Genomic DNA, 23,664 nt, shown 5'->3' with positions numbered 1-23,664 from the left:
GCGGTTGAAAAATTGGTTTTCGATTATGCAAGTGCTTTACAAAATATGCAACTAAACGCTGGTGTATGGATATCTGCTGATGATCCACTTGACTTATTTCATCCCGATACTCAAGCAATTCGCGATACCGCTGGTCAGGATTTTCATTATCAAATAAGTAAAATCAATGAATACTTGTCTTCAAGTGATGCTTATTCAGCTGGGAGTGCTGTAACAAAGCTCACTGCTAAAGGTAAGGCTTGGATGAGCGAATCTAACTGGGAAACCGGTGCTAACGCCACTAACGCTGAATGGGCTATCGCTATGCTGCTAGAAATGATACCCATTTTGAATCAATACTATGTTATTGACCCTCTTGGCAGCAGCGATAGAGAAATTTATTTTCAATACTTGGTTGCTATGTATCTGGTTTCTCAAGAAAAAAACTAGGTGTTTTTTGAAAAGACTTCTGAAAGGTTGGTAATATCACTGATTTTTTTGGAAAATATATATGGTTTAGAAGAATAGATCATCGCTATTAAGGCAGACTTGTTTTTGGAGAAACTCTTGGAATATATCTGGCCGTGTAAGATAACAAATGTTGAAAAAATACTAGTTATGAATCCAAAATCATGTATGATAAATATCAACAGAACTGCCTAGGCCTCTGAACTTAGTTCACGCACAATAGGGCGGTCTTTTTATTCTGGTTTTATATTTAGGGGTTGAACTTCTAGATGGCGTAATTTTGCCATAATTTTTTTGAAATCGTTGGAAATGAGATGGACTGATACAAAAGTCCCAAGTCTGCTCAAATATGTAGATACAAAGCCGATACTTATGCTCTTTTTTTATGATTACTTAGAAAGAAATTGTATTTTCGTTTTTTAAATCCTACAAATCATAATTTTATGATTTACAATTAGTTACTAAGGTTGTTGAGAATATTGTTTTTTTGATACCACTTCCGCCGGGGGCCGGTTTTCTCAAATTATAATTCAGAAAGTTTGTATGGGATATATTAAAAAAGTTCAGCAAGTTTATATTATTGGATCGAAGGGGATTCCTGCAAATTACGGCGGTTTTGAGACCTTTGTCGAAAAATTGACAGAGGAGCGCAAGAATACGCAGATTTGTTATCATGTTGCAAGCCGCTACGATAATAGTCCGGAGTCCGAAAAAAATAATCATTTTATACATAATGGCGCCGATGTTTTCTCGATCAAAGTGCCCCATATCGGTCCGGCTCAAGCAGTGCTCTATGATTATCTAGCCTTAAAAGAAGCCATCGCTATTAGTACCCAAAATCATGATTTCGAACCGATCTTCTACGTACTAGCTAATCGCATCGGTCCCTTTGCTGCCAAATTCGCTAGACAAATACACCACATTGGTGGAAAATTTTATCTCAATCCCGATGGTCATGAATGGGCCAGGGCCAAATGGCCGCTTCTCGTCAAAAAATATTGGCGTTATTCTGAAAAGAAGATGGTTGCGGCGGTGGATTTAGTCATTGCGGACAACCCAGCTATCGAAACTTACATACAAAAGACTTACGCAAATCTAAAGCCTAAGACAATTTGCATTGCGTACGGCACATACGTAATCGGCTCACTACTGAATGCAGAAGATGAGAAAGTTTATGAGTGGTTCAATCGTTTCCACGTACAACAAAATGGCTATTTTCTGGCTGTTGGGCGCTTTGTACCCGAGAATAATTTCGAGACAATGATCAAGGAGTTTATTGCTAGCCGAACAAAAAAAGATTTCGTTCTGGTGACAAATGTTCGCAAGAATAAATTTTTTAAGCAGCTGCAAAAAAAGACGCATTTTGAGAATGATTCCCGAATTAAATTTGTCGGTACGGTCTATGACCAGGAACTTCTAAAATATATTCGTCAAAATGCCTTTGCCTATCTGCACGGACACGAGGTCGGCGGCACCAACCCAAGTCTTTTGGAAGCTTTGTCAATGACTAGACTGAATCTGCTTATTGATGTGCCCTTCAATCGAAATGTTGCAGAGGATGCCGCACTGTATTGGAATAAGCAGGCTGGCCAATTGGCTCATTTGATTAATTTAGCTGGGCGACTCAGCGATGATCAAATCGAGGCTTATGATGAAGCCGCTGAGAAGCGCGTTACAGATGAATTTACCTGGAGCCACATTGTGGATAAATACGAAAGCCTGTTTGTCCAATGAAAAATATTTTCTATCTCCATGCGAGTGCCGAACTTTATGGCTCTGATAAAGTCTTACTAAATCTAGTTACAGGACTGGACAAAAAACAATTTCGGCCGATCGTGATTTTACCAGAGGCAGGCCCTTTACTTGATGCACTGAAGGCGTCCGGCATCATTGCAGAAGTCGTCGCTTATCCGATATTACGAAGAAAATATTTCAATCCTAAGGGTATCTTCGATTATGTACGTCATTACACTGCTTCGGTCACAGCTTTGGCCAAGCTCGCAAAAAAGTATGAGGCGGATCTTATTCACGTAAACACTTTGGCGGTGCTGGAGGGCATTCTATTAAAAAGACGCATTCATAAGCCCTTGGTCTGGCATGTACATGAGATTATTGAACAGCCTAAATTCTTGTGGCGGTTAACGGCTTTTCTATCTGCTAGATATGCCGATAAAATCATTGCCGTCTCTCAGGCGGTGAAAGATAACCTGACAAAAGCTGGCTATAGCAAGACAGGGCAAATTGCTGTCGTCTATAATGGTATCCTGATTCCGGATTTACGCCAAAAGTCGGATTTCAGGTCCTCACTACAGATCCCTGAAGATGCTTTTGTCTTTGGCCATATAGGAAGAATCAATGCTTGGAAGGGCCAGATGGATTTCTTGCAGGCCGCCGCGGCACTGATGCCAAAATTTCCAAAGATGCAGATTATTTTCTCGGGCAACGCTTTTCGAGGCGAGGCTTGGCGCGAGGCAGAGCTTAAAAAAGCCATTAGCCAGTTTCCTTTTAGAGACAAGATACATTATTTAGGTTTTCAGCAAAATGTAGCCAAAGTCTATCGGACGATAGATGTCTTTGTTTCGACGAGCAACCGTCGTGAAGCGTTCTCTCTGGTTGTTGCAGAGGCGATGTCCTGGTCAAAGCCCGTGATTGCTTATGATGTGTCCGGGCCAAAAGAAATTATCGAAGACAAAAAATCAGGGATTCTCGTACCGCTTGGGAATTTAACGGCAGTCTCGGTTGCGATGATGGGTTTGATTGAGGATAGATTATTGGCAGAAAAAATAGGCAAAGCGGCTAGAAAAAGAATTGCGGATAATTTTGACATAGAAACCTTTTGTCAAAAAATTTCTGATATTTATACGGGTGTTTTGGCTAATGAATAATAGACTAACAGTCTTGCAAAAATTAAATATTTGTCGAGAGACGGCTATTAAAATATTGAGAGGTTTTTGGTGCCGAATTTTTTTAGCAGACAGTAAAGGTTTGCTGTTTATTGGCAAACATGTTTCTCTTCATAATCGGCGGCATATTCATGTGGGCAGAAATGTCAAATTCGAGGCTTTAAGCGAAGTTCAAGGGTTGTCAACACACGACATCGTTCTTGGCAATAATGTGACGATTGGTTATGGCACACAGATTCGGCCCAGCTCTTATTATGGCGTTGGACACATCGGCTTTGGTTTGGAGATGGGGGACAATAGTTCGATCGGACCGATGGGCTTTGTTGGTTGTTCCGGATCAATCAAAATTGGCAGCAATGTGATGATCGGTCCCAATGTCTCGATGATTGCCGAGAACCATAATTTTGCTGATAGCAGTCAATCAATCAAAGAACAGGGCGTGAACCAGAAGGGAATTGTGATTGAAGACGATGTCTGGATTGGCACTAATGTGGTCATTCTTGATGGTGTCAGAATTGGAAAAGGTGCGATCGTCGGTGCTGGCAGCCTGGTTAGCCGAGATTTAAGCGCCAAATCTATATTAATTGATAAGCGAGAAAGGTATATTAAAAGACGAACGTAATTTCATGAATATTATTATTCAACCGACTACTAAAGGAGAAAACTGAATAGATTCAGTACTAACCCGCTAGATTAAAATTATGGATAACCAAAAAGAATATATTTCAAAAAATATAGGCAGGATTCTCAAGACTCATTGGAAACTCATCAGTTTCTCGGGATTTTTGGTTGCTTTGCTCACAATGATCGTTACGACTTTTTTTGTGACACCTGTTTATCAATCGAGCACAGACATGCTCGTCAATCGGAAAACTAACAGTAATTCGATTGAACAATACAATCAAATTCAAACAGATATTCAACTGATCAATACATATAAGGATTTTATTCGCAAACCAATCATTCTCAATGGTGTCAGAAGGACTTTAATTGATCGCTATCAGCTTGATATTCCTTTGGCCCAGCTGCAAAAAAATGTGATTGTCTCCAGTGGATCGGATTCGCAAGTGTTTACGATTATTGCTTCCAATAACAATCCAAGGATGGCAGCTGCAATTGCCAACGCTGTAGCCTATCGCTTCAAAAATCGTATCAACAATTTGATGTCTATCAAAAATGTTCATATTATTTCCAAGGCGGGTATTCCGCAAGGGCCGATCTTCCCTCCGAAAAAATTGTTCATTGCGGTTGGCTTGGTTGCCGGCGTTCTCTTGGGCGGCTTGATCGCACTGCTCTATGAATACTTCGATAACTCAGTTAAAGATGAAAAGTTTTTGATTGAAAAAGCTCAGTTGCCGAATCTTGGTACTGTTTTTAACATTTCTGATCAAGTTATTGATAATAATACAATGATGGCTAATATAAAGCTGGATCGAATCACACAAGAAAGCGAAACGGATGAACCTACGCATGAAAAAAAGCACCCCCAAAAAAAGCGCTAGAAAAAATATTGTTGGCTTGCCAGCGGCTTTTGACGAAAGTTCCATTACTGCCGAACAATTCCGCGAAATCAGGACGAATATTCAATTTTCGTCAGAAAAAGCGGTCAGCACACTCATGGTTACTTCTGCCGAACAATCGGAAGGAACTTCTTCTGTTGCGTCTAATTTAGCTGTTTCTTGGGCGAAATTAGGCAAAAAAACTATCTTTATCGATGCAAATTTAAGAAATCCGTCTGTTCATGATACTTTTTGCGTCAGTAACCAGCTTGGCCTGGCCTCGATGCTTGACGATTCAGATGTCTCTTTAAAAAAGACAATCAAGAAAACTCAAATTAAGAAATTATCGATTATGACCAGTGGTTTTTCCTCCGAAAATCCTGCCGATCTTCTGAATTCCAACCACATGACGCACTTGATTAAAGAGCTTAAAAAAGACTTTGATATGGTTATTTTCGATACGCCCGCTATTCTTCCTGTTGCTGACGGCCGGATTCTAGCTACCAAGGTTGATGGTGTTATCCTAGTGACACCACAGGGTATTGCGAGAAAACACAGTGTTATCAAAGCGGCAAAATTTCTGCGAAGCGTCCATGCTAATTTGTTAGGGGCCGTATTCAATAAAGTAGTCACGAAAAATAAATATTAATTGATATTTTGGGAGTGGAGAAGCAAATGATAGATGTGGTTGTTCCAATATTTGCTGGATTTCAGCAAACTAAGCGTTGTCTGCGTAGCATCATGACTGTTGTCAATCAAAGTGCTTTTCGTTTGATTTTAGTTGATGATCGAACACCTGATGCTAAGATTAGACTGCTGTTGTTGGAATTCGAGGGAGCTTCGAATGTGCAAATTATCCATAATGCGAGCAATCTCGGTTTCTCTAAATCGATTAATATTGGTTTTCATCAGAGCAAAAACGATGTGATCATCTTGAATTCTGATACAGTTGTAAATGATCATTGGATTGATTATTTACGTGAAGCAGCCTATTCGAAATCGAAGATTGGCACAGCGACAGCATTAACGAATAAAGGCACCATTGTTTCGGTGCCGAAGTTCAATCAGGACTCTGAATTGCCTTGCCATATTACGCCACAAAGGTTTTCGGATTTACTGCTTCGTATTACTGCCCATAAAGCCCCGGCTGCGTGGCTGCCGACCTGTATTGGCCACTGTGTCTATATTAAGCGTCAAGCAATCTCGGCGGTTGGCGGGTTTGACGAGAGGATTTTCGCTAGCGGTTACGGAGAAGAGGTTGATTTTTCCCAGAGGATCAAAAAATTCGGCTGGCAGAATGCTGCGTCGCTGAAAACATTTGTCTACCATTCCGGTTCTGCCTCTTTTAAAGGCCACAAACAGATTCGCACAGCGGAACACAAAAAGATTATTGACAGAAAATACCCCCTTAATCGTTTAAGCACGCGCCTTTTTATTTTGCTGCCTAATCCAATTAAGCGGATTTGTCATGAACTACAGAAGGAATTAATTAAGACCCCTCATGCAGAATAAAGATTTCACATTGACCGACAAAATTATATTGTTTGCTCTCACTGCCCATGTTTTCGTTGGCAGATATTTTTTCCCTTCCGATTATCAGATTTGGATGGCCGCCTTGATCGCTGTTTTTCTGTTCATTTGTTATCAGCGTTTTTTCGATGTGAATGATTTCCTGCACAAAAAGAAGATGCCAATGCTGACTATTCTCTATTTGGCGTCAATCTTTTTTTTGATAGCCAATATCATAGGAAATTTGCTGTCCTTAGGAGTTGGTCTGCTCGCGGTGAACAATTTGCTTATGGTGTTTTCGCCAATATTGCTGTTGGTCTTTTTCTGTTACTTATTTGATAAATATGATTCAAAATTGCTTTGGAAATTTTTTAACTGGGTATTGACTTTTTCCAATATTTATTTTTGGCTCAACGTGCCGATTATTATCCTTGAAAAAATGACCTCCTCCTTTATGATTGCGAAGTTCATTTCTTGGAATCCTTATATCCCCGATAGCATTACCGGCCTCATTGGCTACAGCGGGACCAACATCATTAATCTTTTTTGGGTGTCTTTACTTGTATCGAATGTGATTTATTTTTATTTTAATCGGAAAAGATTGCTAATTTGGCTGACTCTGGCTGAAGGCTTATTCATGTTGTATTTTTCGATCTTCTACAATGAAAATAAATCCTTTATTCCAACAGCGGTCGTGTTTGGCCTTGTCCTTGCGCTAGCCCTACTAGATGATCAAAATCTGTTGACTTTTTTAATTCGTTTCTTTGGTGGGATTATTATTTTAATTGTGAGTGGCGCGGCTATATATTTTATTTTCCCAGATTTTCGGCCTTACATTAACCAGCTTCTTGGTCTTGGAAGCCAATTGATCGAACATAATGGACAAGATACGACCAATGAACGTGCGTACCTAATACAGATGGCCTTCCAAAAATATCAGGCTGCTCGCTATGGAGTTGGACTCAATGTTCTTGATTTAAATACTCAGAATATTCATATTCATCTCGCGATCAATAGTTTATCTTTACTTTTGTATATGGGTGGCATTCGTTTTTACGTCGTGGCATTGGCTTTTTATGGCCTATATTTGAAAAATTTTCTTTCCTTTGCCGAACGCCCGGCATATAAGCTAATTACCTGGGTTGGGCTGCTGGCAGCTTTATTTTTAGTTACTGTCATTTCGCAACCATTTAGAGACTATTACATTCTCTATTTCTTTTCCTGGTTTGTTTTCAGCGTTGCTTTGACGGTACGCCTTAAAGAGGAGGCCATTAAAGTTGCTTAGTGTTCTCTATGTAGTGGATGTCGATCAGTATTTTGGATCGCCGAATGAGCTTTTGGTACTTTTAAAAGCTTTTCAAAAACAAAATCAGATTAGGCCTGTTGTTCTGACTGCCATTTCCGGGCCGCTGAATGACCAGCTAAATAATTTGGGTATCGAGAACCATGTTATTGGCCGCGTTGGCTGGTACGTGGGCACTGATAGGAAATGGAAAAAATTCGTGAAGCGTTTGGCCACGCCCCTCTTTTATTGCATTTTTAAATATCAATTATCTGTTGCGATTAAACATAGTGCGACAGTGGTCGATTTTTCGAAAATAGATCTCATACATACAAATGTCAGTATCAATCCTCTTGGAGCTTATTTGGCGGCAAAATATCATTTACCGCATATTTGGCATTTAAGAGAAACCTTCACTACTGGCAATCTTTTTTTTACAGTTCCTGGGCATGCCATTAGTTTTATGAAGGCACACGCAGATCGCTTCGTCGCGATTTCCGAATATGTTTCAAATAGTTGGCAGTCATTAGGGCTGCCAGTGGATAAGATTTATCAAATAGCTGATGGTATTGATTCGGCAAGGATCATCGATGTTAATAGGAGGTATTCCTCGACTGCCTACCTGAAAATTGTACAAATTGGCAGTATTTCTGATTTTAAAGGCCAGATCCGATTGATTAAAGCATTGGCTTTATTGCCAGAAAAAATTCGCAAGAAGTTTCAGGTTGATTTCATTGGCGATGGTGATTCATCATATATTAATCAATTGAAGCACTTAATTAGCAGAGAAAAAATGTCTGGCATCTTTCATTTGCGTGGTTATGTTACAAATGCGATGACGCGTCTGCAAGGCTACCAGATAGGAGTCGTTAGTTCGCCTGAAGGCTTTGGTTTGACAACTGTTGAGTATATGATGGCCGGACTAATTGTGATTGCTGAAAATAGTGGTGCAAATAGTGAACTCATTTCAGACGGTCACAATGGGATCTTATATGAAGCGGGAAGCGTATCGGATTTAGCTGCAAAACTTAATTTTCTAGCTGAAAATCGCGAAACAATACCGAACCTTGCTCATCAAGCAGCTAAAGAATCTATCAGCCGCTATGATGTTAGTAAGACAGCTTCAGAAGTTTTGGCGCTTTATACGGATCTTCTGTCTGGCCAAGAAAAGAAATAGATCGCGTAAAGGCTTTCTAAGGGAGACTGCTGATTGGAAGAACCTAACCGATTAAAATATTCGTTACTTAATTCTGGCGTCGCTAGCTTGACACAGATGGCGACGATTGTAATTAAATTTATCGTACAAACTACCTTTATCCACGAATTAGGTCTGCGTTATTTAGGAGCGAACGGTCTTTTTAATAATATTTTGATGCTACTGTCCTTTAGTGAGCTAGGGCTAGGTTCAGCGATTGTGTTTTCTATGTATCGTCCTTTGGCTTTGGGCAAGCAGAGCGAAATACGGGCTTTACTGGCACTGTATCGCAAAGCTTATTTTTATATTGCGTTGATCGTTGGGCTGTTGGGCCTAGCTGTTCTGCCGTTTCTTCATTTGTTAATCAGACATAATTCGTTACCAAATATTCGCATCTATTTTTGTCTTTTTTTGGCCAACACTGTCATTAGTTATTTGTTTGCATATAAACGGGCCATCTTGACTGCTGATCAGAAGGACTATGTTAATCTGACCAATCAATTTATTTTTACTTCCGTGCAATCAGTCTTGCAAATCATCATTTTATTAATTTGGCAGAATTATTTTCTCTTTTTGATTATTCAAATTATCTGTACGCTGATTTCTAATGTGACTATTTCGCGACTTGTGGATCGTCGTTATGACTATTTGAAACAGTTATCGGATAGCACATTGCCAAAAAAAGATTTGGATACGATTGTACATAATACGATCGGTTTAATCGGATCGCAAATAGGCGGCATTGTCGTTTTTGGAACCGATAATTTGCTGATATCGAGTTTTTTGGGTCTGTTATCGGTCGGACTGTTTGCTAATTACACATTAGTCGTGAATGCTCTAACGGGCATCTTGAATAAGGCTGTGGGTGCTGTGACAGCCAGCTTGGGGAATCTTACTATCAGCGAATCAAAGTCACATGTTTTTCAGATTTTTCAGCGCTATATTTTTATCAACTTTACGTTGACTTTTTTTTCATCCTCGCTATTGGCAAGTTGCTTAAACCCTTTTATTCATGTGTGGATTGGGCAGCGGTACTTATTAACCGAGTTAACAGTTTTGGCTATTATTGCTAATTTTGCTATCAATCAGATGCGACAGCCGCTTATTAATTTTGTGGCTGCCTATGGCCTCTATAGCAGAATTGGCTGGAAATCAATGATTGAAGCTTTGTTCAACCTGCTTCTCTCGCTTTTTTTTATTGCCGTCATGAGATGGGGCATTGCTGGAACGCTGCTGGGAACTATTTTAAGCAATTTGCTGATAAATTCCTGGTGGGAACCCAGCCTTGTTTTGAAATATGGCATTCAAGAAAAATCCCTCAAGTATTGGTGGGACTATATTGGTTATATGGTCGTCCTGACTATCAGCATGGTTTTAAATTTTTATATGTCCAAAATGTTTCTATGGCGAGGCTTTGGCGGCCTATTGTTAACTGTCTTGATTTCTTTCGCTATGGATCTGGTTATTTTTCTGCTACTTTTTGGCAGAAAAAAGGAGTTTGCATTTTTGTGGGGTATGATTCGACAGCTGCTTGCTAGATTCAAGAAAGCTGCATGATGTGGGAACCATTTTTCAAAAAATCGTAGTGAATCTTATTTATAGGAACATGTGTTCGTATGATGATCGTATGTTGACGAATAAGCAATTAGTCGCAATTAAGATGCGTTATGACGACCTCTTGAAATTCTGCGGCTTGGATGAAAAAGAGCTGCTGCGTATTCTCAGGCAGTGGACCAACGAGGGCAAACTGGATTTTCACGGTTATGTGGACGACTTCGGTCATGTCATTCATGACGAGTATATTAACGATATTTTTAAGGTCTCGGTGCCCAATACAACAAAGCTATGGGAGAAATACGATTGGTAGTGGTTTGTTGAGGAGGACCAACATGATACAATCTCTTCAAGGAGGCCTCAAATGAACGATATTTCGCCTAAATTGACTACTACCACTGCAAAAAAAATTATTGAAGACCGTCTTTCCAAACCAGAATTACAGAAGAAAATGCTGGAAAGTATTACCACCAATAAAAATATTAAAAAGGTCATGTCAAAGCTCGCCAAAGTTTAATGAGTTGGTAATTGCAATAACAAAGGAAACACTGCATCGGGCTGGGACCTGTGAGGTGTTTTTTTATATCCGAAAATAGGCATGTGAGCGCCGCCATTTTGCCCATAACAGTGCTAAGCTATTTTCAAAATAAGGATTTAGGAGTTTGAGATGATTGCTTGGATTGTGGGCGGCATAGTTGTGATTACGCTGACAGTTTTTATTTTTCTATATAGCCGGCACTCGCGTAAAAGAAATGATGGGGCTGCTGATATGATGCCAGCGGTATCTGAAGAGCCCAGTCAACCAGCAGTCGTGGTAAGCAAATTACCTGCTACTGTTGAGATTAAGCCGAATCTGCTGCGTGAAATCACGGATAAGAATTTGTTGTCACGAGTAGCTTCTTTGACTCCGGCAATCGTGAACGCTCTTGCGAATTCACAAAAGACTGGCAAGGGAAACGGGATTTTATATAGAGCGGTTTTAAAAAATGGCGAGAGCCTAGTAAAGTCAAGAACCATGGATGGCGCCTTTCGTGGTATTACCAGAGGGGAAAACGGCATTAACGGAATGCCAAATCTAATCCCGATTAAGGGCAATCAGTTGCCTATTGCTGCAGTCGCTAATGTGATGAATGTTGCTTCCTTAGTTGTTGGCCAGTACTATATGACCGAAATTAACGGCAAGTTAGAAAAAATGGATAAGTCGGTCAGCGAAATCAGTGATTATCAGAAACGAGAATTCAAAAGCCGTTTACAATCACTTGTCGTTACAGTGCAGTCCTTATCCAAATTCAGTCAAGAACTTTTTGAAGACAAAACGATTCGCAATAACAAACTTTTGCAGTTGCAGGACTTGTCAGAGAAGGCCACGGAACTTTTATCTCAGGTAAATCTGGAATTGCAGGATAAAATGGCACCAAAAAACGATCTGAGTTATAAGGAATATACGGCCTTGGTCAGTGATTTTGAGAGTTTGATTCGTTATCAACAAATTTTATTGGCCTTGCTGCAAAAAATTGGCGAATTAACTCTGGTGTTTGGAAACGGAAAACTATCCAGCGACTATAGCTACTCGCTGCTTGAGACCTACGAAAAACCATCTTTGAAACTTGATCAAGATCTCGTTGCCTGGCACCGTGAGCAAATTCAGCACTTTGAAATTGATCTCGATCAGCATAGACGCCAAAAAGATGGTATACAGGGTGCAATTGCAGTAGTTACTGGTGTGATCAATAAAGATTGGCATTATACAGAGCTGGATCCAGTCTTGGCGAACAAGATCGAAGCCGAACTGGCCGTGCCTAAGCCAGGTGAACAGATGGATTTCAGCCTATATGGTCAGGATGTGCAGTTGATGCTTAAGGGTGGAAAGACTTTTTTGTGGCTGCCGGAAGCGGCTGAGAAGTAATTAATTCGCAACATTTTCATGCGATATGGTGAAGTAAAATAAAATCATATTGGATAAGGATGGGAAGGCTGAAATGGCGAATAAGATTGACTATATGAATTTCGTTGCTGATGCACTAGCGAAATTGAAACAGGGTCAGCGCAATTTAAAGAAGATTAATATTCTGATTGCGGGGAAGACTGGTGTTGGAAAGTCCACCTTGATTAATACTGCATTCCGTGAGAATTTGGCCACTACCGGAACTGGCGAACCCGTTACGAAGACGATCCGTTTAATAGAAAAAGAGGGTTTACCTATTCGGATTTACGATACAGTTGGGTTTGAATTGGATCCACGGGATTTGAAGCAGTCCGAAAAGAACATTAAAAAACTTGTTAAAAAGACCAGCAAAACTGATGATCCTGACGACGATGTTCATTGCATGTGGTATTGTGTCAACGCTCTAGGAGGTAGTTTTGAAGAAGCTGAAAAAGGTTTCATTGATGATATTATTAAACAAGGCATTCCGGTTATTGTTGTCCTGACCAAAGCCTATTCTAAACAGTCTGCAGAAGAGTTAAGAGCTGATATTACTTCTAGAGCTCAGGCAGTGTCGGATTGTATTCCGGTGCTAGCTCAAAGTGATGAAGGTGTAGCTGCATTCGGTGTCTCGCAGTTAGTTGAGGCTACTTGTAAAATTATTCCTGAGGCCGTTCAGACCTCTTTTGTAAATGCACAGCAGGGATCGATTGCTTTAAAGCGGCATGTGGCTCGGCAACGTGTGCTAATGTATTCGGCAGCTACTTTTGGCGAGGGCTTTGTTCCTCTGCCACTCGCTGATGCAGCAATGATGGCACCGACACAGACCAAAATGATTACCGATATTACGACCATGTATGGGATTGATATAGAAAAGAAAACACTAGAAACTGTTATACCTGCAGTGCTTGGCGTTCTGGGAGCGATTGCCGGTGGCAAGTCACTGGCCTCTTCCATCTTGAAGCTGATTCCTGGAGTTGGTACTGCTGTTGGCGGCGTGATTTCTGGTGCCGTTGGCGGCACAATTACTATTGCTTTGGGTAATGCATATATTGAATTAATGGAACTCGTGATCGCTGGTAAAGTCAACCTTGATGCTATAGCGCCTGATGATTTGAAAAAGTTATTTCAGGGGTTGCTAGCCGATTATTTGCAGCACAGCCCCTCGGCACAAGTTAAAAAGGCTGAATGAATTATTTGAAAAACATATCCTCAGAGGGTATGTTTTTTTGAAAATTAACGATCGGCTGGATGACTATTTATTGTCATCGGTGTTTTTGTTGAAAAGATTTCTACAATCTTGCATTACGATTTCTCAGGTATTTGTCTAGTTAATTCAAATTTGTCGGCTTAGGCTAGAAGGACGGAACTATTAGGATTGGAGGAGATATGCCGATTTTTGAAGAGCAACAGCTTGCATGCATGCTGTTTGACAATACGTATAGATACGTATAAAATATGTCTTACATGGTGGAACACCGGGCAAAAGAAGTTGTGGAATTGTTGAAAGCGGCCGGATATATTGAAAGTTATATTAACGGTGATCACCATATTTTCAAGAAACCAGGCAGACGTTCGATACCGGTGCCGTATAGTCATTTAAAAGATGCTATTCGAATTGAGACTTATCAGTCGATTATTCGCAGCATCAAGGAGGTAAATTGATGAAAGAACGTTATCTCGTATATCCAGCCATTTTTGAGAAAGATGGGCAAGGCTATGTTGTCAATTTTCCCGATATACCTAATGCTTTTACTGAAGGGGATAATCTCAAGCAGGCTTTGATTCGCGCATCAGAAGTACTAGGTTCCATCTTAATTGTTGATTATCGAGATGCCTATCCAACCGCATCCGATATTAGTCAGATTAAAGTTCAGGGCCAACAAGCCGTTTATCCAGTTGAAGTTGATTTGGTTCAAGCACGCGAACAAACTAAATCTTTATCGGTAAAAAAGAACACAACTATCCCAGCGGATTTAGCTAGGAGAGCCGAAGCACAAGGAATTAATTTCTCCCAAACTCTGACTGAGGCATTAGAGGAAAAACTTAAAGTCTGCTAATTATCTCTTCTGTGCTCTTAATAGTTGTCTGACAAAAAAGCGACCATGATTGGTCGTTTTTTTATGTGCCTTATTTTGTTAATTACAGCTGTCCGATTCGTTTCAGTCAGGCATTGACCTGCTGGTGATTCACCATTTAAAAATATAATGTATGCGTTTTCAAACTAAATGGCTTAGTACAAGAATAGAGGTTTATGCTAAAATTAACAACTGATTTACTAATGAAATGATGTTTGTTGAGTATTTTCTGAGATAGGCAAAGATAAAGATGTTCTTCCGCTTCGCTCTGTTAATGTTTTGAGAATATTTGGTAAAGTTTGGGGCACAGCGTGCAAATTTTAAGAAAGAAACTTTATAAATCTGGTAAAAATTGGGTGGTTGGTGCTGTTATCGCGGCTGTTGCCGTCGTCGCTCCTCAACTTTCGGCTTCGGCTGATGCAGCACAGACACCGCAAGGACAGACGACAGCTGAGCAGGTTTCTCAACAGCCAGCCAATCCAGATCCTGCAGCAAAGACAGCCGATCAGTCTTCGACTACGGACACACAGCCTACTAATAATAATCCAGTGACAACAAGTCCTGAGACCGATAGCAGCACAGCCGATGCAGGTTCACAAAATGCTGTTGGCCAATCATCGACAACCAATGAAGGAACGACATCTCAGCCAGCGGCCAATGCACAACAGCCTGAAACTCCTACTGCGCCTATTTCGACAAATACAAATAATAGCCGCGATGGGTTGACTCATACCGATGTCCAAGAGGCTCGTTCACAATATTTTCATGCCCACTATACAAAATTAAATGATAATGGTGTATTTTATTCAGGGTTTTTGGATGCATCAATTAATGTTTTGACTGATAGCCAGATCAACGCGTTAAACAACGATCATTGGGATACTCATCAAGGAACGCCAAATCTGACCATCTCTGATTTGAACAGTATGAACCAGTCCGCAAACTGGCAGAATCCTAATTATTCCTACCCAGCAGTCGATCCCACAAAAATCCAAAATCTACCAGCCGCAGTTACGGTCGATACTAGTCCGGATCCTGCAAGCGGTCGTGTCAATCATCAACCAACGCAATTGGATGTCTGGGATTCATGGCCAGTGCAGAATCCAACCGATGGCTCGATTCAAACAATTACGATCGGTCAGCATACATATCAAGTGGTGATTGCCATGGCTGGTGTTGGCGCTAATTGGTCTGACGGGCATTTGTATCTTTTTTATAAAAACGATGATCAAAAAAGCACCGATTTGTCATCAGCTGCGATTGATCAATGGCAAACAACCGGCGCAATTTTTCAAAATGATGTGGTGCAAGAGAATTACCAGTGGGGGTATAACCCCGATACCCCTCAGGCACATGTTTATGCTGCTTCTAATCCAGCTATCAAAGATGATCGTTTGGATTTTCATCAACAATATCCGATTGAATCTCAGCAATGGTCGGGTTCGGCTATCTTGAATGCGGATAATACGATTCAGCTTTATTACACCTCTGTCGAAATTGCTGATAATTATTCGCATTTAGCGACGGCGCAGCTTGGGTTATATGCGAATCCCGATGATAGCCTCTACACGAAAGTTTTGGATGATCATATTATTTTTGATGCTGACGGCCAGCAATATATGACCAATGAACAAGCTTACAACGGTAAGGTCCAGGCAACGAAAAATGGCCAGCCGTTAATGGATACGGCTCTGCGTGACCCGCATATCATTTTCGTTGCCAATGCAAATGGCGGCGTCGACCGTTACTTGGCTTTTGAAGGTTCGGCACCTATTAACACATCAGACCATCTTCAAGATTTGAATAATTTATCTTCCTATTCATCGGATTCTCAAGATGCTGTCAATCAGCAATATTCTTTGCTAGCTTCTAATAGTGGCAGTATCAATATTGCTAAAGTTGCCAATTCCGTGATTGGTTTGATTAAGCTGAACGATGACAATAGCGTCACGGTTATGGCACCGATAATTACAGCAACTTTGGCTTCAGAAGAGTTAGAGCGCCCATCGATGGTTTACCTAAATGGCAAGTATTACTTGTTTACCTCGACAAGGATCGGGCGTTCCTCGATTAATAACTCTGACAACGGAGATAATGTGATGATGCTAGGCTTTGTTTCGGATACGATTAACGGTCAATACCGTCCTTTGAATGGCAACGGCTTAGTCGTATCAAGTTCGCAACCTGGCAATAGTAAGACTTTCAATTATTCTTATTTTGCGATCAAAGTGCCCAACAGTAATCGTGTGATTATTACCACTTATATGACGAATCGTAATTTCGCGGCCGGGGCCAATAATTATGCCACCTTCGGCCCTTCTTTTGAAATCGCTATTAACGGGGATCAGACCAGTGTGATTCCGGGTTCTGTCATGGCTCAAGGAGCGATTGCTGAAAGTGCCTCGGCTAAAGCCATTGGTGCTCTTTTGGCCACAGTCGATCATTATGAAGCTGCAATTGTGTCTTCTAATGCGACAAATTATACCGGCACAATCAGGAATTTGTCCGGCCGCGATGAAGGTATCTTTTTAAATGGGCCTGCGCTTACTTCCGCTGATACGAATGTACCTTCTGCTGAATATCATTCTTCGCATTTTCAAGGAGACCGTGTTCAAGTACTAGAGCAAGTATTAACAGTCCGTTCTAATGGCGGCTATTACACATTTTTGAGGGTTCGGGACGTCGATAAGAACAATTTGATATTCTGGATCGACCAGCGAGGTGTGGCTGCTAATGAATATGATTCGGTTATTTTGAGTCAACCGAGAAATCAGTGGGCAACCGTTGCCAGCCGTCCTTATGATGGTATTTATCTTCTTGGCCCAGCAAACACAAGCGTGGAGACCTCTGCTGCTGGTGGTAACGGGCGGGCCTCTGACTTCAATGGGCATAATGTGTATGTTCTGCAAATCGAAACAACTCACAGAAAGACTAATAATCGAGATTATCAGTACGCCTATGTTAGCGATGGCAATCAGTCTTATTGGGTCGATGTACGTGCATTGAACTTTGCACCGTTTTCCCTTGTTGTTCACAGTTCATATGGATTGAATTACCAGGCCTATATTGCGGCGGGCATTCGTCACGATGGCCTTTACGAGGATGCTGCAGCCTTATCGACACCTGGCGCGCAACATTATTTTGCGGTATCTAATTCCGTCAATCATCATCTTGTCACTGTGCTTGAGTCTGTGGATACAGTTCGGGCTAACGGTCAGCATTATATTTATTTGCGCGTTCATGATCAGAATATTCAAAATGGTGCTGGTATCAACGAATATTGGATTGACACACGATCTGTTTCGGTTTTTGACAGCCAATCTGCGCCAACTGCATCAACTGGCCATTATGCGGTTATCGATCCTGGCCGCCGCACTGACTCAATCTATAACGCAGGGCCGGCATTGACCAGCACTGCTACTCTGGACGGCAATGGTTCAATCGATAATTATCGTAATCAGTCGGTTCGGATTCTTCAGAGTGTCACGACGACGCGCGCAAGCAATAATCTTCGCTACACCTATGTACAGGTTACGAATGGTTCTCAGACTTTTTGGGTCGACGCTCGTTCTTTGAATGTACAGCCTTATGCCACAAGGCGGACAATCACTAACTTTGCCAGTTCAGCTCGGATCATTGAACCTTGGGGACGGCAGGATATGGTTTATACCGATGGTCCGGCTTTGACGAGTGATGATACGGTTCTGCCAACAGCATCGTTAAGCAGTTTGAATTTGCAAAATCGCACTGTGACTGTGCTAGCGGTTGTCGAGACCAATCGCGGCAGCAGAACGAAGCCGCGATTATATGAATATGCACAAGTGCGAGTTACTGGTACTAATCAAATCTTTTGGGTTGACCGCCGTGCCTTGGCTTAAGAACTGTCGGCATTAGGTTATGAAGATGCTGTGATTCCAAGAGACTCAGTTTGTTCAAAAAATAGAAAATTATGTATTTGGAAAAAGGTATGCGATCATCATCAGTAATTGCGTTTGCTTGCTGGAATTAGCTATGATAAACTTTAGATTGTTATTTGATCGCAAATAACCAAAACATCAAAATCTGGGGTGCCTGAAGGCTGAGATTACACCCACATAACCTGATCTAGTTTGCACTAGCGTAGGGAGATTACTTGAGAGATTTACCGCTTTATTATCGTGTGCTCGTTGTTCTGATCACATAAATATTCGGTCGTAATAGATACTTTTCAAGCCAGTCTTCTTACAGAGACTGGCTTTTTTGATGGTAAGTCCTGCATGGCGATGTTTAAAAAATTTTTTTTGGAGGGTATCTTATGCATACAAAATGGTCCTTGCGTGATTTCATTTTTCTGGCTTTGATCAGTATTTTTTTTGGTTTTATTTTTTGGGTATGGGCATTTGCTTATAACGGCCTCGCAGCCGTGCTAACACCGATGGGACTCAGTCCATTTGCCAATGATGCCACCATTGGCCCTTGGCTGATGGCTGGACCAATGGCGGGTTATATCTTACGTCGTCCTGGTGCTTCTATTCTTGGGGAAACACTGGCTGGAATCGTTGAAATGGTTTTTGGTTCACAGTGGGGCATTATGGATATCGTCGCTGGCGCTATTCAGGGTTTTGGGACGGAAATTGGCTTTGCCGCCTTTGGTTACCGCCGCTGGGATAAGATGAGCCTATCTTTGTCGGTTGTGACTGTTACGCTTGTCACATTTATTTGGGATTTATTGAGAAACGGTTACTCACAATACGCATTAGGACTTTTGATTGGTCTGTTTATCACGCGTCTGATTTCAGCTGCCATTTTTTCGGGTGTGATTGTGTATTTCACGGAGAAACTAATTGCAAAATCGGGCATTCTTTCAAACGATAAATCGGAGATTGTTAAATGATTTCTAGTATTGCAGTGCAAGTATTGCCCATCACGGCAGATCGGGACGACGTCATTCGGATTGTCGATTACGTGATTGCTTATATTGATAAAAGTGGTGTTAATTATCAGGTCGGGCCGTTTGAATCTACCTTGGAAGGCGACTACGACCAGTTGATGGCTATTTTAAAAGAGTTGCCCAAAGTTGCTGCTCAAATTACAGATGTACCGGTCATGGTTTATAGCAAAATTAACATGGCAACAAAATCAGATGTACTCACGATTGCCAAGAAAACGGATAAATATCGGGATAAATGACGACCAGCTTAAGCCATGTGACTCTTTCTTATGGCAATAAAAAAATTATTAATGATCTCAGTATTTCGTTTCAGGATGCTAGTTTTAACTTGTTGATTGGCGCTTCTGGTATTGGAAAGTCGACGTTCTTGCGTGTTTTGGCAGGCTTTTATCCGCAGTTGAAAGGTGAGGTGATTGCCGATAATACGATCGTCGATAATCTGCCGGCCAATCAGCGCGCTCGTCATGTTGGTATGCTCTTTCAAGATCCGAATACACAATTTGCTATGCCAACACCCTTTGATGAACTGGTCTTTACGCTGGAAAATTTGCAGGTTCCTCAAGAACGAATTCAAGCAGAAGCACAGAGAGCGATTGACTTTGTCGGGATTAACCAACTGTCTAATTTAAAAATAAATACACTGTCTGGCGGCGAAAAACAAAAAGTTGCCTTAGCTGTCATTGTGGCTATGCAGAGTAAAGTCTTGCTTTTAGACGAACCCTTCGCTAATATCGATCAGCCGTCCAGACGTTATTTACTAAAAAAAGTCAAGCAGCTGCAAGCAGACGGCACGACCATTATTGTTGTCGATCATGATTTATCCGGTTATGAGGACCTAGCCAATCAAGTTTGGCTGATGGCTGACCAAACGATTCAGGCGATCAGCGAAAGTGATTTTAAGAAACGTTTGCCGACTAAACAGGTTTTTGATTTCGCAGTTCCAACAAGGGGCGCATTTGTTTGTGATGATTTAAAGGTCTCGGTCGGGGACAGAAAACTTTTCTCAATTCAGCATCTGCTTTTAGCGGCGGCCGGTATTACACTTTTGACTGGGGATAATGGAACTGGCAAGTCAACTTTGTTTAACGCCCTAACGCGGTTGAAAGATTACGAGGGGGAAATCACCTACTTAGATCGGGATATTTCTAAATTAAAGGTTCCTTCTTATTTGGAGGAAGTCGCACTTGTTTTTCAAAATTCTGAGAAACAGTATTTGCGAATGACTGTTGATGAGGAATTAGCATTAAGTTTGCAGCAAACGCGTCATCCAGAGAATTGGCAGCCAGAAGCGGTCGCGGCCTACTTGCAGCGTTTGAATATGTCAGGCCTCGGTGATCACATTGTCTATCAACTGTCTGGCGGCCAAAAGAAAAAATTGCAATTGCTTGTGATGCTGATTATGGAAACACCGGTCTTATTGCTCGATGAACCTTTGGCTGGATTGGATTTTCAATCTGTTAGGCAGGTGGCCGCCATTTTACGTGAAATTGCCGATCGCAAGCGTCAGCGTTTTGTGATCATTAGTCACCAATTGGATCAATTGCTGCCGGTAGTCGATTTTTATCTGCGACTAGAGAATCAGACTTTGCATTATCAGGAGCGTTTATCATGAATGCCATGAACCCGAGTATCAAATTTATTTTAATTCTGATTGTCAGTCTGGAAATCACGGTGATTTTGGATTATCGCGTTAATTTAGTCGTTGCTGGATGTACCATAATTTACTTGTTGGCCTCCAGACTAAGCTGGCACCGTTATTTGCTGCTGATCTTTTTGCCGATCATTCCCATGCTCGGCGCCTGGACATCCTTTAATACTTTTGGCAGCAGGGAGATGGCTTGGGTCATGATGACACGTATCCTAGCTTATGTTTATCTGGGTGCCGCTTTCTCATTTACGACACATATGGACTGGCTGTTGGATTCTTTGGAACAAAATTTTCATCTTCCGACTGTGTTTATTTACGGTTTGCGCGGCGCACTGTCCTTTGTTTCTCGCGTCAAACAGGAAATTAAAGTAATTCGCGTTGCTGCTATGATGCGCGGCGTCAAAATGGCGCCCTATTCACCGCAATTATTTTTTAAATCTATTCTGATTTCCATGCGCTGGTCGTCCCGTCTGTCGACGGCCATGATTTCTCATGGCTTCACTGAGAATGCGCCGCGGACTCACTTTAAAAAAGTTGTGATCAAAAAAAGAGATATCGTGATTGCGAGTGTACTACTGGTCGTCATGCAACTTGCTGTGGTATTTTTGTAATTTTTGATTAGTTTGACAATTAGGAATTTTGTGTTATCTTGGGAGTCATAGATTTCAAACGACTTGATCCGGAGAGTAGTTTTGAACCAAAGCAGAGAAAGTTGGCGTTTGATGCAAGCCAACGTGCGGGGAGAGATGAACATGGCCGGTGATTGGCTGGTGCGAACCGTTTACGGAAAACACCAGACGGAATGGCCCTCGTTACCGGGCACGCCATTAGAGGCAGCTCATACGCTTTGCTTTAGATGGTTGGCAAGACTTGTTTTTGGCAACAAAACAAGTAAAGCAGGATGGTAACGCGTTAATCGCTTCTGTATTTCAGGAGCGATTTTTTTATACCTTTGTTTCCGGATTGAAATCTGTTGTGTTTGTGTGATTACGCATTAGGAAGTGCCAGAAGTTTTGCTTTGTCAATGAGTAGATATTTGAAAAGAGGTTTTTATGACAACTACTATCATCGGTTTTCCCAGGATAGGTGCACATCGAGAGTTAAAATTTGCAACAGAACAATATTGGAAGCAGGCGATTAGCCAAGATGAGCTGCTAAAGACAGCGGCATCTTTGAAAAAAAGCATTGGCAGGCAACTGCTTCCATGTTTGAAGATTCTAGGACAACAATTTCCAAGAAGCGATGATGTATCTAACAGTTATAAAAAAACACCGAATCGGCATATATGGACAATTCAAGGGTTTTATAAGTGGCTAAAGTGCGATTCCTTTTGCTTCATAATAGGAAAATTGATGACAAAATACGTGATAAAATTAACGCTTATATTAAGTTCCACTTTTCGGTAAATGGTGGAAACATATTTTTACCATATAATGATCTTAATTTCTAACTGAAAATTGATTTTACTAGGAGCAGCATGGCATCAAAGGGAGTTTATCAGTCGCCGAATCAAGGCGGTGTTCACACTTGGTATTTGTCCGAGGCAGAACAGAGGAATTTGAAATGGGCACGCGATTATAAGCGGGTCAAACAAGAGATTAAACAGTCTTATTTAGATGGTGTGCTATTTACACTCTTTTTTGCGGCTGCAGTCGAACTGTTCGTGATCCTGGCAATTATTGTGTACCGCATGCTGTTAGGCGAGACGCCTTTAACGCCTGGCTGTTATCTGGACCGGGTTTTGCAACATGTTGTGAGTTTGTTTGTCAGGAAATGATGATTAAAAAAACGGGCAAAACCCGTTTTTATTTTGCGTATTTTTTGATAATTTTACAAAGCAGGGCCGTGGCGCCGACACCGACTGTATCATCGTAGTAGCTTTGGAAGCGATTATCCTGCAGGTACATCTCTGCTAGGCCGCGGTGAGTTGCTGGGGAATAGCTAGTCCACGTCATTTTCAGCCAAGATTTATGGTCTTCAAAAACCTGTTTGGCTTCTGGACCATTGAGATCCTGAGTTGCTAACAGTGTGATCAGCTGTTTGAATAGATCTTTTTCCAAATTTTGAAAACGCTCGTAATCTGCTGCAGTCATGTGCAGCATCTTTGCATTGGCTTCTTCGACGATTTGTCTGCCGTACTTTTCTCGGATTTCGTCACCATATTTTTGCTCATTTGTTTTCAGCATCTGCCTTTTGAAAGCTGTGAATTTTTCTTCGTCTGTCATATGTTTTTGTCCTTTCTCGTCAAGAATTGTCTGATCAGCCAGCCTGATCAACGCGTCCAGCTTTTGTCTTTTAGCTTGCAAGGCCTGTTTTTGTACTGTTAAGATCTGCAAACGATCAATATGTTGATACGATAGAATTCTTTTAATCTGCTGGATGGGCAAGTCGAGTTCCCTGTAAAAGAGAATCTGCTGGAGTCGATCAACTTGCTGCTCATCAAACAGCCGGTAGTTGTTTTCGGGTTCGCGTCTGGCTTTTAGCAAGCCTTCTTTTTCATAATATCGAACGGCTCTGGGCGTGATACCGGCTAGCTCGGCTAATTCATTGGTCTGATACATGCTGCCTCCTTGACAAAGATTAGCTTAAAGTATGACCTAAGGTCAATGTCAAGATCAAGATCGTTCTATTTTTCTTTCTGGAATAATCGAAAATGTGAAAAATGTGGAATCGCTATCACAAATCTTTATTAGAA

Annotated in this window: 23 protein-coding genes, 1 pseudogene and 1 riboswitch; of the genes and pseudogenes, 23 read left to right on the top strand and 1 reads right to left on the bottom strand. The window is 41.3% G+C overall.

Annotated features, from left to right (window positions below):
- Positions 1 to 12: 12 nt before the first annotated feature.
- The 23 genes and pseudogenes from ABF487_RS00715 (at position 13) to ABF487_RS00605 (ending at position 22,746) form a co-directional block, all read left to right on the top strand.
- The gene (locus ABF487_RS00715) at positions 13 to 429 is read left to right on the top strand and encodes a hypothetical protein (RefSeq protein ID WP_415634205.1); all 417 of its coding nucleotides are present in this window, start codon (positions 13 to 15) and stop codon (positions 427 to 429) included.
- A gap of 561 nt (positions 430 to 990) precedes the next feature.
- Positions 991 to 2,181, top strand: coding sequence for a beta 1-4 rhamnosyltransferase Cps2T (gene cps2T, locus ABF487_RS00710; RefSeq protein WP_415634204.1), 1,191 nt, complete (start codon positions 991 to 993; stop codon positions 2,179 to 2,181).
- The gene (locus ABF487_RS00705; protein ID WP_415634203.1) at positions 2,178 to 3,332 is read left to right on the top strand and encodes a glycosyltransferase family 4 protein; all 1,155 of its coding nucleotides are present in this window, start codon (positions 2,178 to 2,180) and stop codon (positions 3,330 to 3,332) included. Before cps2T ends, ABF487_RS00705 begins: the two co-directional genes overlap by 4 nt.
- On the top strand, positions 3,325 to 3,972 hold the full coding sequence (locus ABF487_RS00700) for an acyltransferase (protein WP_415634202.1): 648 nt from the start codon (positions 3,325 to 3,327) through the stop codon (positions 3,970 to 3,972). Before ABF487_RS00705 ends, ABF487_RS00700 begins: the two co-directional genes overlap by 8 nt.
- Positions 3,973 to 4,051: 79 nt before the next feature.
- On the top strand, positions 4,052 to 4,852 hold the full coding sequence (locus tag ABF487_RS00695; protein ID WP_415634201.1) for a YveK family protein: 801 nt from the start codon (positions 4,052 to 4,054) through the stop codon (positions 4,850 to 4,852).
- Positions 4,821 to 5,498: a CpsD/CapB family tyrosine-protein kinase gene (locus ABF487_RS00690; RefSeq protein ID WP_415634200.1), complete on the top strand. Its 678-nt coding sequence runs from the start codon at positions 4,821 to 4,823 to the stop codon at positions 5,496 to 5,498. The genes ABF487_RS00695 and ABF487_RS00690 overlap by 32 nt, the downstream gene beginning before the upstream one ends.
- A 26-nt stretch (positions 5,499 to 5,524) precedes the next feature.
- The gene (locus tag ABF487_RS00685) at positions 5,525 to 6,361 is read left to right on the top strand and encodes a glycosyltransferase family 2 protein (RefSeq protein ID WP_415634199.1); all 837 of its coding nucleotides are present in this window, start codon (positions 5,525 to 5,527) and stop codon (positions 6,359 to 6,361) included.
- Positions 6,351 to 7,643 (top strand): hypothetical protein, encoded by a 1,293-nt coding sequence (locus tag ABF487_RS00680; protein WP_415634198.1) that lies wholly within the window; start codon positions 6,351 to 6,353, stop codon positions 7,641 to 7,643. Before ABF487_RS00685 ends, ABF487_RS00680 begins: the two co-directional genes overlap by 11 nt.
- Positions 7,636 to 8,817: a glycosyltransferase family 4 protein gene (locus tag ABF487_RS00675; protein WP_415634197.1), complete on the top strand. Its 1,182-nt coding sequence runs from the start codon at positions 7,636 to 7,638 to the stop codon at positions 8,815 to 8,817. The genes ABF487_RS00680 and ABF487_RS00675 overlap by 8 nt, the downstream gene beginning before the upstream one ends.
- Before the next feature lie 33 nt (positions 8,818 to 8,850).
- Entirely contained in the window at positions 8,851 to 10,392 is a 1,542-nt protein-coding gene (locus ABF487_RS00670) for a lipopolysaccharide biosynthesis protein (protein ID WP_415634196.1), read from the top strand.
- A 70-nt stretch (positions 10,393 to 10,462) separates the two neighbouring features.
- A complete protein-coding gene (locus ABF487_RS00665) occupies positions 10,463 to 10,702 on the top strand; it encodes a hypothetical protein (protein ID WP_415634195.1) in 240 nt (79 codons plus the stop codon).
- 51 nt (positions 10,703 to 10,753) lie between these two features.
- Positions 10,754 to 10,906, top strand: coding sequence for a hypothetical protein (locus tag ABF487_RS00660; RefSeq protein WP_415634194.1), 153 nt, complete (start codon positions 10,754 to 10,756; stop codon positions 10,904 to 10,906).
- 150 nt (positions 10,907 to 11,056) lie between these two features.
- Positions 11,057 to 12,295, top strand: coding sequence for a hypothetical protein (locus ABF487_RS00655; protein WP_415634193.1), 1,239 nt, complete (start codon positions 11,057 to 11,059; stop codon positions 12,293 to 12,295).
- 73 nt (positions 12,296 to 12,368) lie between these two features.
- Positions 12,369 to 13,505: a YcjF family protein gene (locus ABF487_RS00650; protein ID WP_415634192.1), complete on the top strand. Its 1,137-nt coding sequence runs from the start codon at positions 12,369 to 12,371 to the stop codon at positions 13,503 to 13,505.
- Between the two features lie 275 nt (positions 13,506 to 13,780).
- On the top strand, positions 13,781 to 13,978 hold the full coding sequence (locus ABF487_RS00645; protein WP_415634191.1) for a type II toxin-antitoxin system HicA family toxin: 198 nt from the start codon (positions 13,781 to 13,783) through the stop codon (positions 13,976 to 13,978).
- Positions 13,978 to 14,373, top strand: coding sequence for a type II toxin-antitoxin system HicB family antitoxin (locus ABF487_RS00640; protein WP_415625858.1), 396 nt, complete (start codon positions 13,978 to 13,980; stop codon positions 14,371 to 14,373). Before ABF487_RS00645 ends, ABF487_RS00640 begins: the two co-directional genes overlap by 1 nt.
- Before the next feature lie 329 nt (positions 14,374 to 14,702).
- On the top strand, positions 14,703 to 18,269 hold the full coding sequence (locus tag ABF487_RS00635; RefSeq protein ID WP_415634190.1) for a glycoside hydrolase family 68 protein: 3,567 nt from the start codon (positions 14,703 to 14,705) through the stop codon (positions 18,267 to 18,269).
- Between the two features lie 175 nt (positions 18,270 to 18,444).
- Positions 18,445 to 18,534: riboswitch (TPP riboswitch) on the top strand.
- Positions 18,535 to 18,685: 151 nt separating this feature from the next.
- Positions 18,686 to 19,264 (top strand): ECF transporter S component, encoded by a 579-nt coding sequence (locus tag ABF487_RS00630; protein ID WP_415634189.1) that lies wholly within the window; start codon positions 18,686 to 18,688, stop codon positions 19,262 to 19,264.
- On the top strand, positions 19,261 to 19,560 hold the full coding sequence (locus ABF487_RS00625; protein WP_263779606.1) for an MTH1187 family thiamine-binding protein: 300 nt from the start codon (positions 19,261 to 19,263) through the stop codon (positions 19,558 to 19,560). The genes ABF487_RS00630 and ABF487_RS00625 overlap by 4 nt, the downstream gene beginning before the upstream one ends.
- The gene (locus ABF487_RS00620; protein ID WP_415624713.1) at positions 19,557 to 20,933 is read left to right on the top strand and encodes an ATP-binding cassette domain-containing protein; all 1,377 of its coding nucleotides are present in this window, start codon (positions 19,557 to 19,559) and stop codon (positions 20,931 to 20,933) included. Before ABF487_RS00625 ends, ABF487_RS00620 begins: the two co-directional genes overlap by 4 nt.
- Positions 20,934 to 20,938: 5 nt before the next feature.
- Entirely contained in the window at positions 20,939 to 21,580 is a 642-nt protein-coding gene (locus tag ABF487_RS00615) for an energy-coupling factor transporter transmembrane component T family protein (RefSeq protein ID WP_415634367.1), read from the top strand.
- A 441-nt stretch (positions 21,581 to 22,021) separates the two neighbouring features.
- A pseudogene (locus tag ABF487_RS00610) lies at positions 22,022 to 22,158 on the top strand (hypothetical protein); the annotation flags it as partial.
- Positions 22,159 to 22,446: 288 nt separating this feature from the next.
- Positions 22,447 to 22,746, top strand: a complete 300-nt coding sequence (locus tag ABF487_RS00605; protein ID WP_263779610.1) for a hypothetical protein — start codon at positions 22,447 to 22,449, stop codon at positions 22,744 to 22,746.
- A gap of 28 nt (positions 22,747 to 22,774) precedes the next feature.
- On the opposite strand, the gene ABF487_RS00600 is transcribed toward ABF487_RS00605, so the two are convergent.
- Positions 22,775 to 23,530: a MerR family transcriptional regulator gene (locus ABF487_RS00600; protein WP_415624714.1), complete on the bottom strand. Its 756-nt coding sequence runs from the start codon at positions 23,528 to 23,530 to the stop codon at positions 22,775 to 22,777.
- Positions 23,531 to 23,664 lie beyond the last annotated feature (134 nt).

The sequence above is a fragment of the Oenococcus sp. genome, assembly GCF_047725585.1.
Classification (GTDB): Bacteria; Bacillota; Bacilli; order Lactobacillales; family Lactobacillaceae; genus Oenococcus; species Oenococcus kitaharae_A.
The sequence above is the reverse complement of the archived record's forward strand: the minus strand, read 5'-3'. Positions and strand labels throughout refer to the sequence as shown.

What these genes read in the sequence shown, in the direction of transcription:
- ABF487_RS00650 (WP_415634192.1), top strand. Translation starts at nt 12,369, where the DNA reads ATGGCGAATAAGATTGACTATATGAATTTCGTTGCTGATGCACTAGCG.
- ABF487_RS00705 (WP_415634203.1), top strand. Translation starts at nt 2,178, where the DNA reads ATGAAAAATATTTTCTATCTCCATGCGAGTGCCGAACTTTATGGCTCT.
- ABF487_RS00620 (WP_415624713.1), top strand. Translation starts at nt 19,557, where the DNA reads ATGACGACCAGCTTAAGCCATGTGACTCTTTCTTATGGCAATAAAAAA.
- ABF487_RS00605 (WP_263779610.1), top strand. Translation starts at nt 22,447, where the DNA reads ATGGCATCAAAGGGAGTTTATCAGTCGCCGAATCAAGGCGGTGTTCAC.
- ABF487_RS00660 (WP_415634194.1), top strand. Translation starts at nt 10,754, where the DNA reads ATGAACGATATTTCGCCTAAATTGACTACTACCACTGCAAAAAAAATT.
- ABF487_RS00685 (WP_415634199.1), top strand. Translation starts at nt 5,525, where the DNA reads ATGATAGATGTGGTTGTTCCAATATTTGCTGGATTTCAGCAAACTAAG.
- ABF487_RS00695 (WP_415634201.1), top strand. Translation starts at nt 4,052, where the DNA reads ATGGATAACCAAAAAGAATATATTTCAAAAAATATAGGCAGGATTCTC.
- ABF487_RS00630 (WP_415634189.1), top strand. Translation starts at nt 18,686, where the DNA reads ATGCATACAAAATGGTCCTTGCGTGATTTCATTTTTCTGGCTTTGATC.
- ABF487_RS00645 (WP_415634191.1), top strand. Translation starts at nt 13,781, where the DNA reads ATGGTGGAACACCGGGCAAAAGAAGTTGTGGAATTGTTGAAAGCGGCC.
- ABF487_RS00680 (WP_415634198.1), top strand. Translation starts at nt 6,351, where the DNA reads ATGCAGAATAAAGATTTCACATTGACCGACAAAATTATATTGTTTGCT.
- cps2T (WP_415634204.1), top strand. Translation starts at nt 991, where the DNA reads ATGGGATATATTAAAAAAGTTCAGCAAGTTTATATTATTGGATCGAAG.
- ABF487_RS00600 (WP_415624714.1), bottom strand. Translation starts at nt 23,530, where the DNA reads ATGTATCAGACCAATGAATTAGCCGAGCTAGCCGGTATCACGCCCAGA.
- ABF487_RS00690 (WP_415634200.1), top strand. Translation starts at nt 4,821, where the DNA reads ATGAAAAAAAGCACCCCCAAAAAAAGCGCTAGAAAAAATATTGTTGGC.
- ABF487_RS00615 (WP_415634367.1), top strand. Translation starts at nt 20,939, where the DNA reads ATGAACCCGAGTATCAAATTTATTTTAATTCTGATTGTCAGTCTGGAA.
- ABF487_RS00640 (WP_415625858.1), top strand. Translation starts at nt 13,978, where the DNA reads ATGAAAGAACGTTATCTCGTATATCCAGCCATTTTTGAGAAAGATGGG.
- ABF487_RS00655 (WP_415634193.1), top strand. Translation starts at nt 11,057, where the DNA reads ATGATTGCTTGGATTGTGGGCGGCATAGTTGTGATTACGCTGACAGTT.
- ABF487_RS00665 (WP_415634195.1), top strand. Translation starts at nt 10,463, where the DNA reads ATGTTGACGAATAAGCAATTAGTCGCAATTAAGATGCGTTATGACGAC.
- ABF487_RS00700 (WP_415634202.1), top strand. Translation starts at nt 3,325, where the DNA reads ATGAATAATAGACTAACAGTCTTGCAAAAATTAAATATTTGTCGAGAG.
- ABF487_RS00625 (WP_263779606.1), top strand. Translation starts at nt 19,261, where the DNA reads ATGATTTCTAGTATTGCAGTGCAAGTATTGCCCATCACGGCAGATCGG.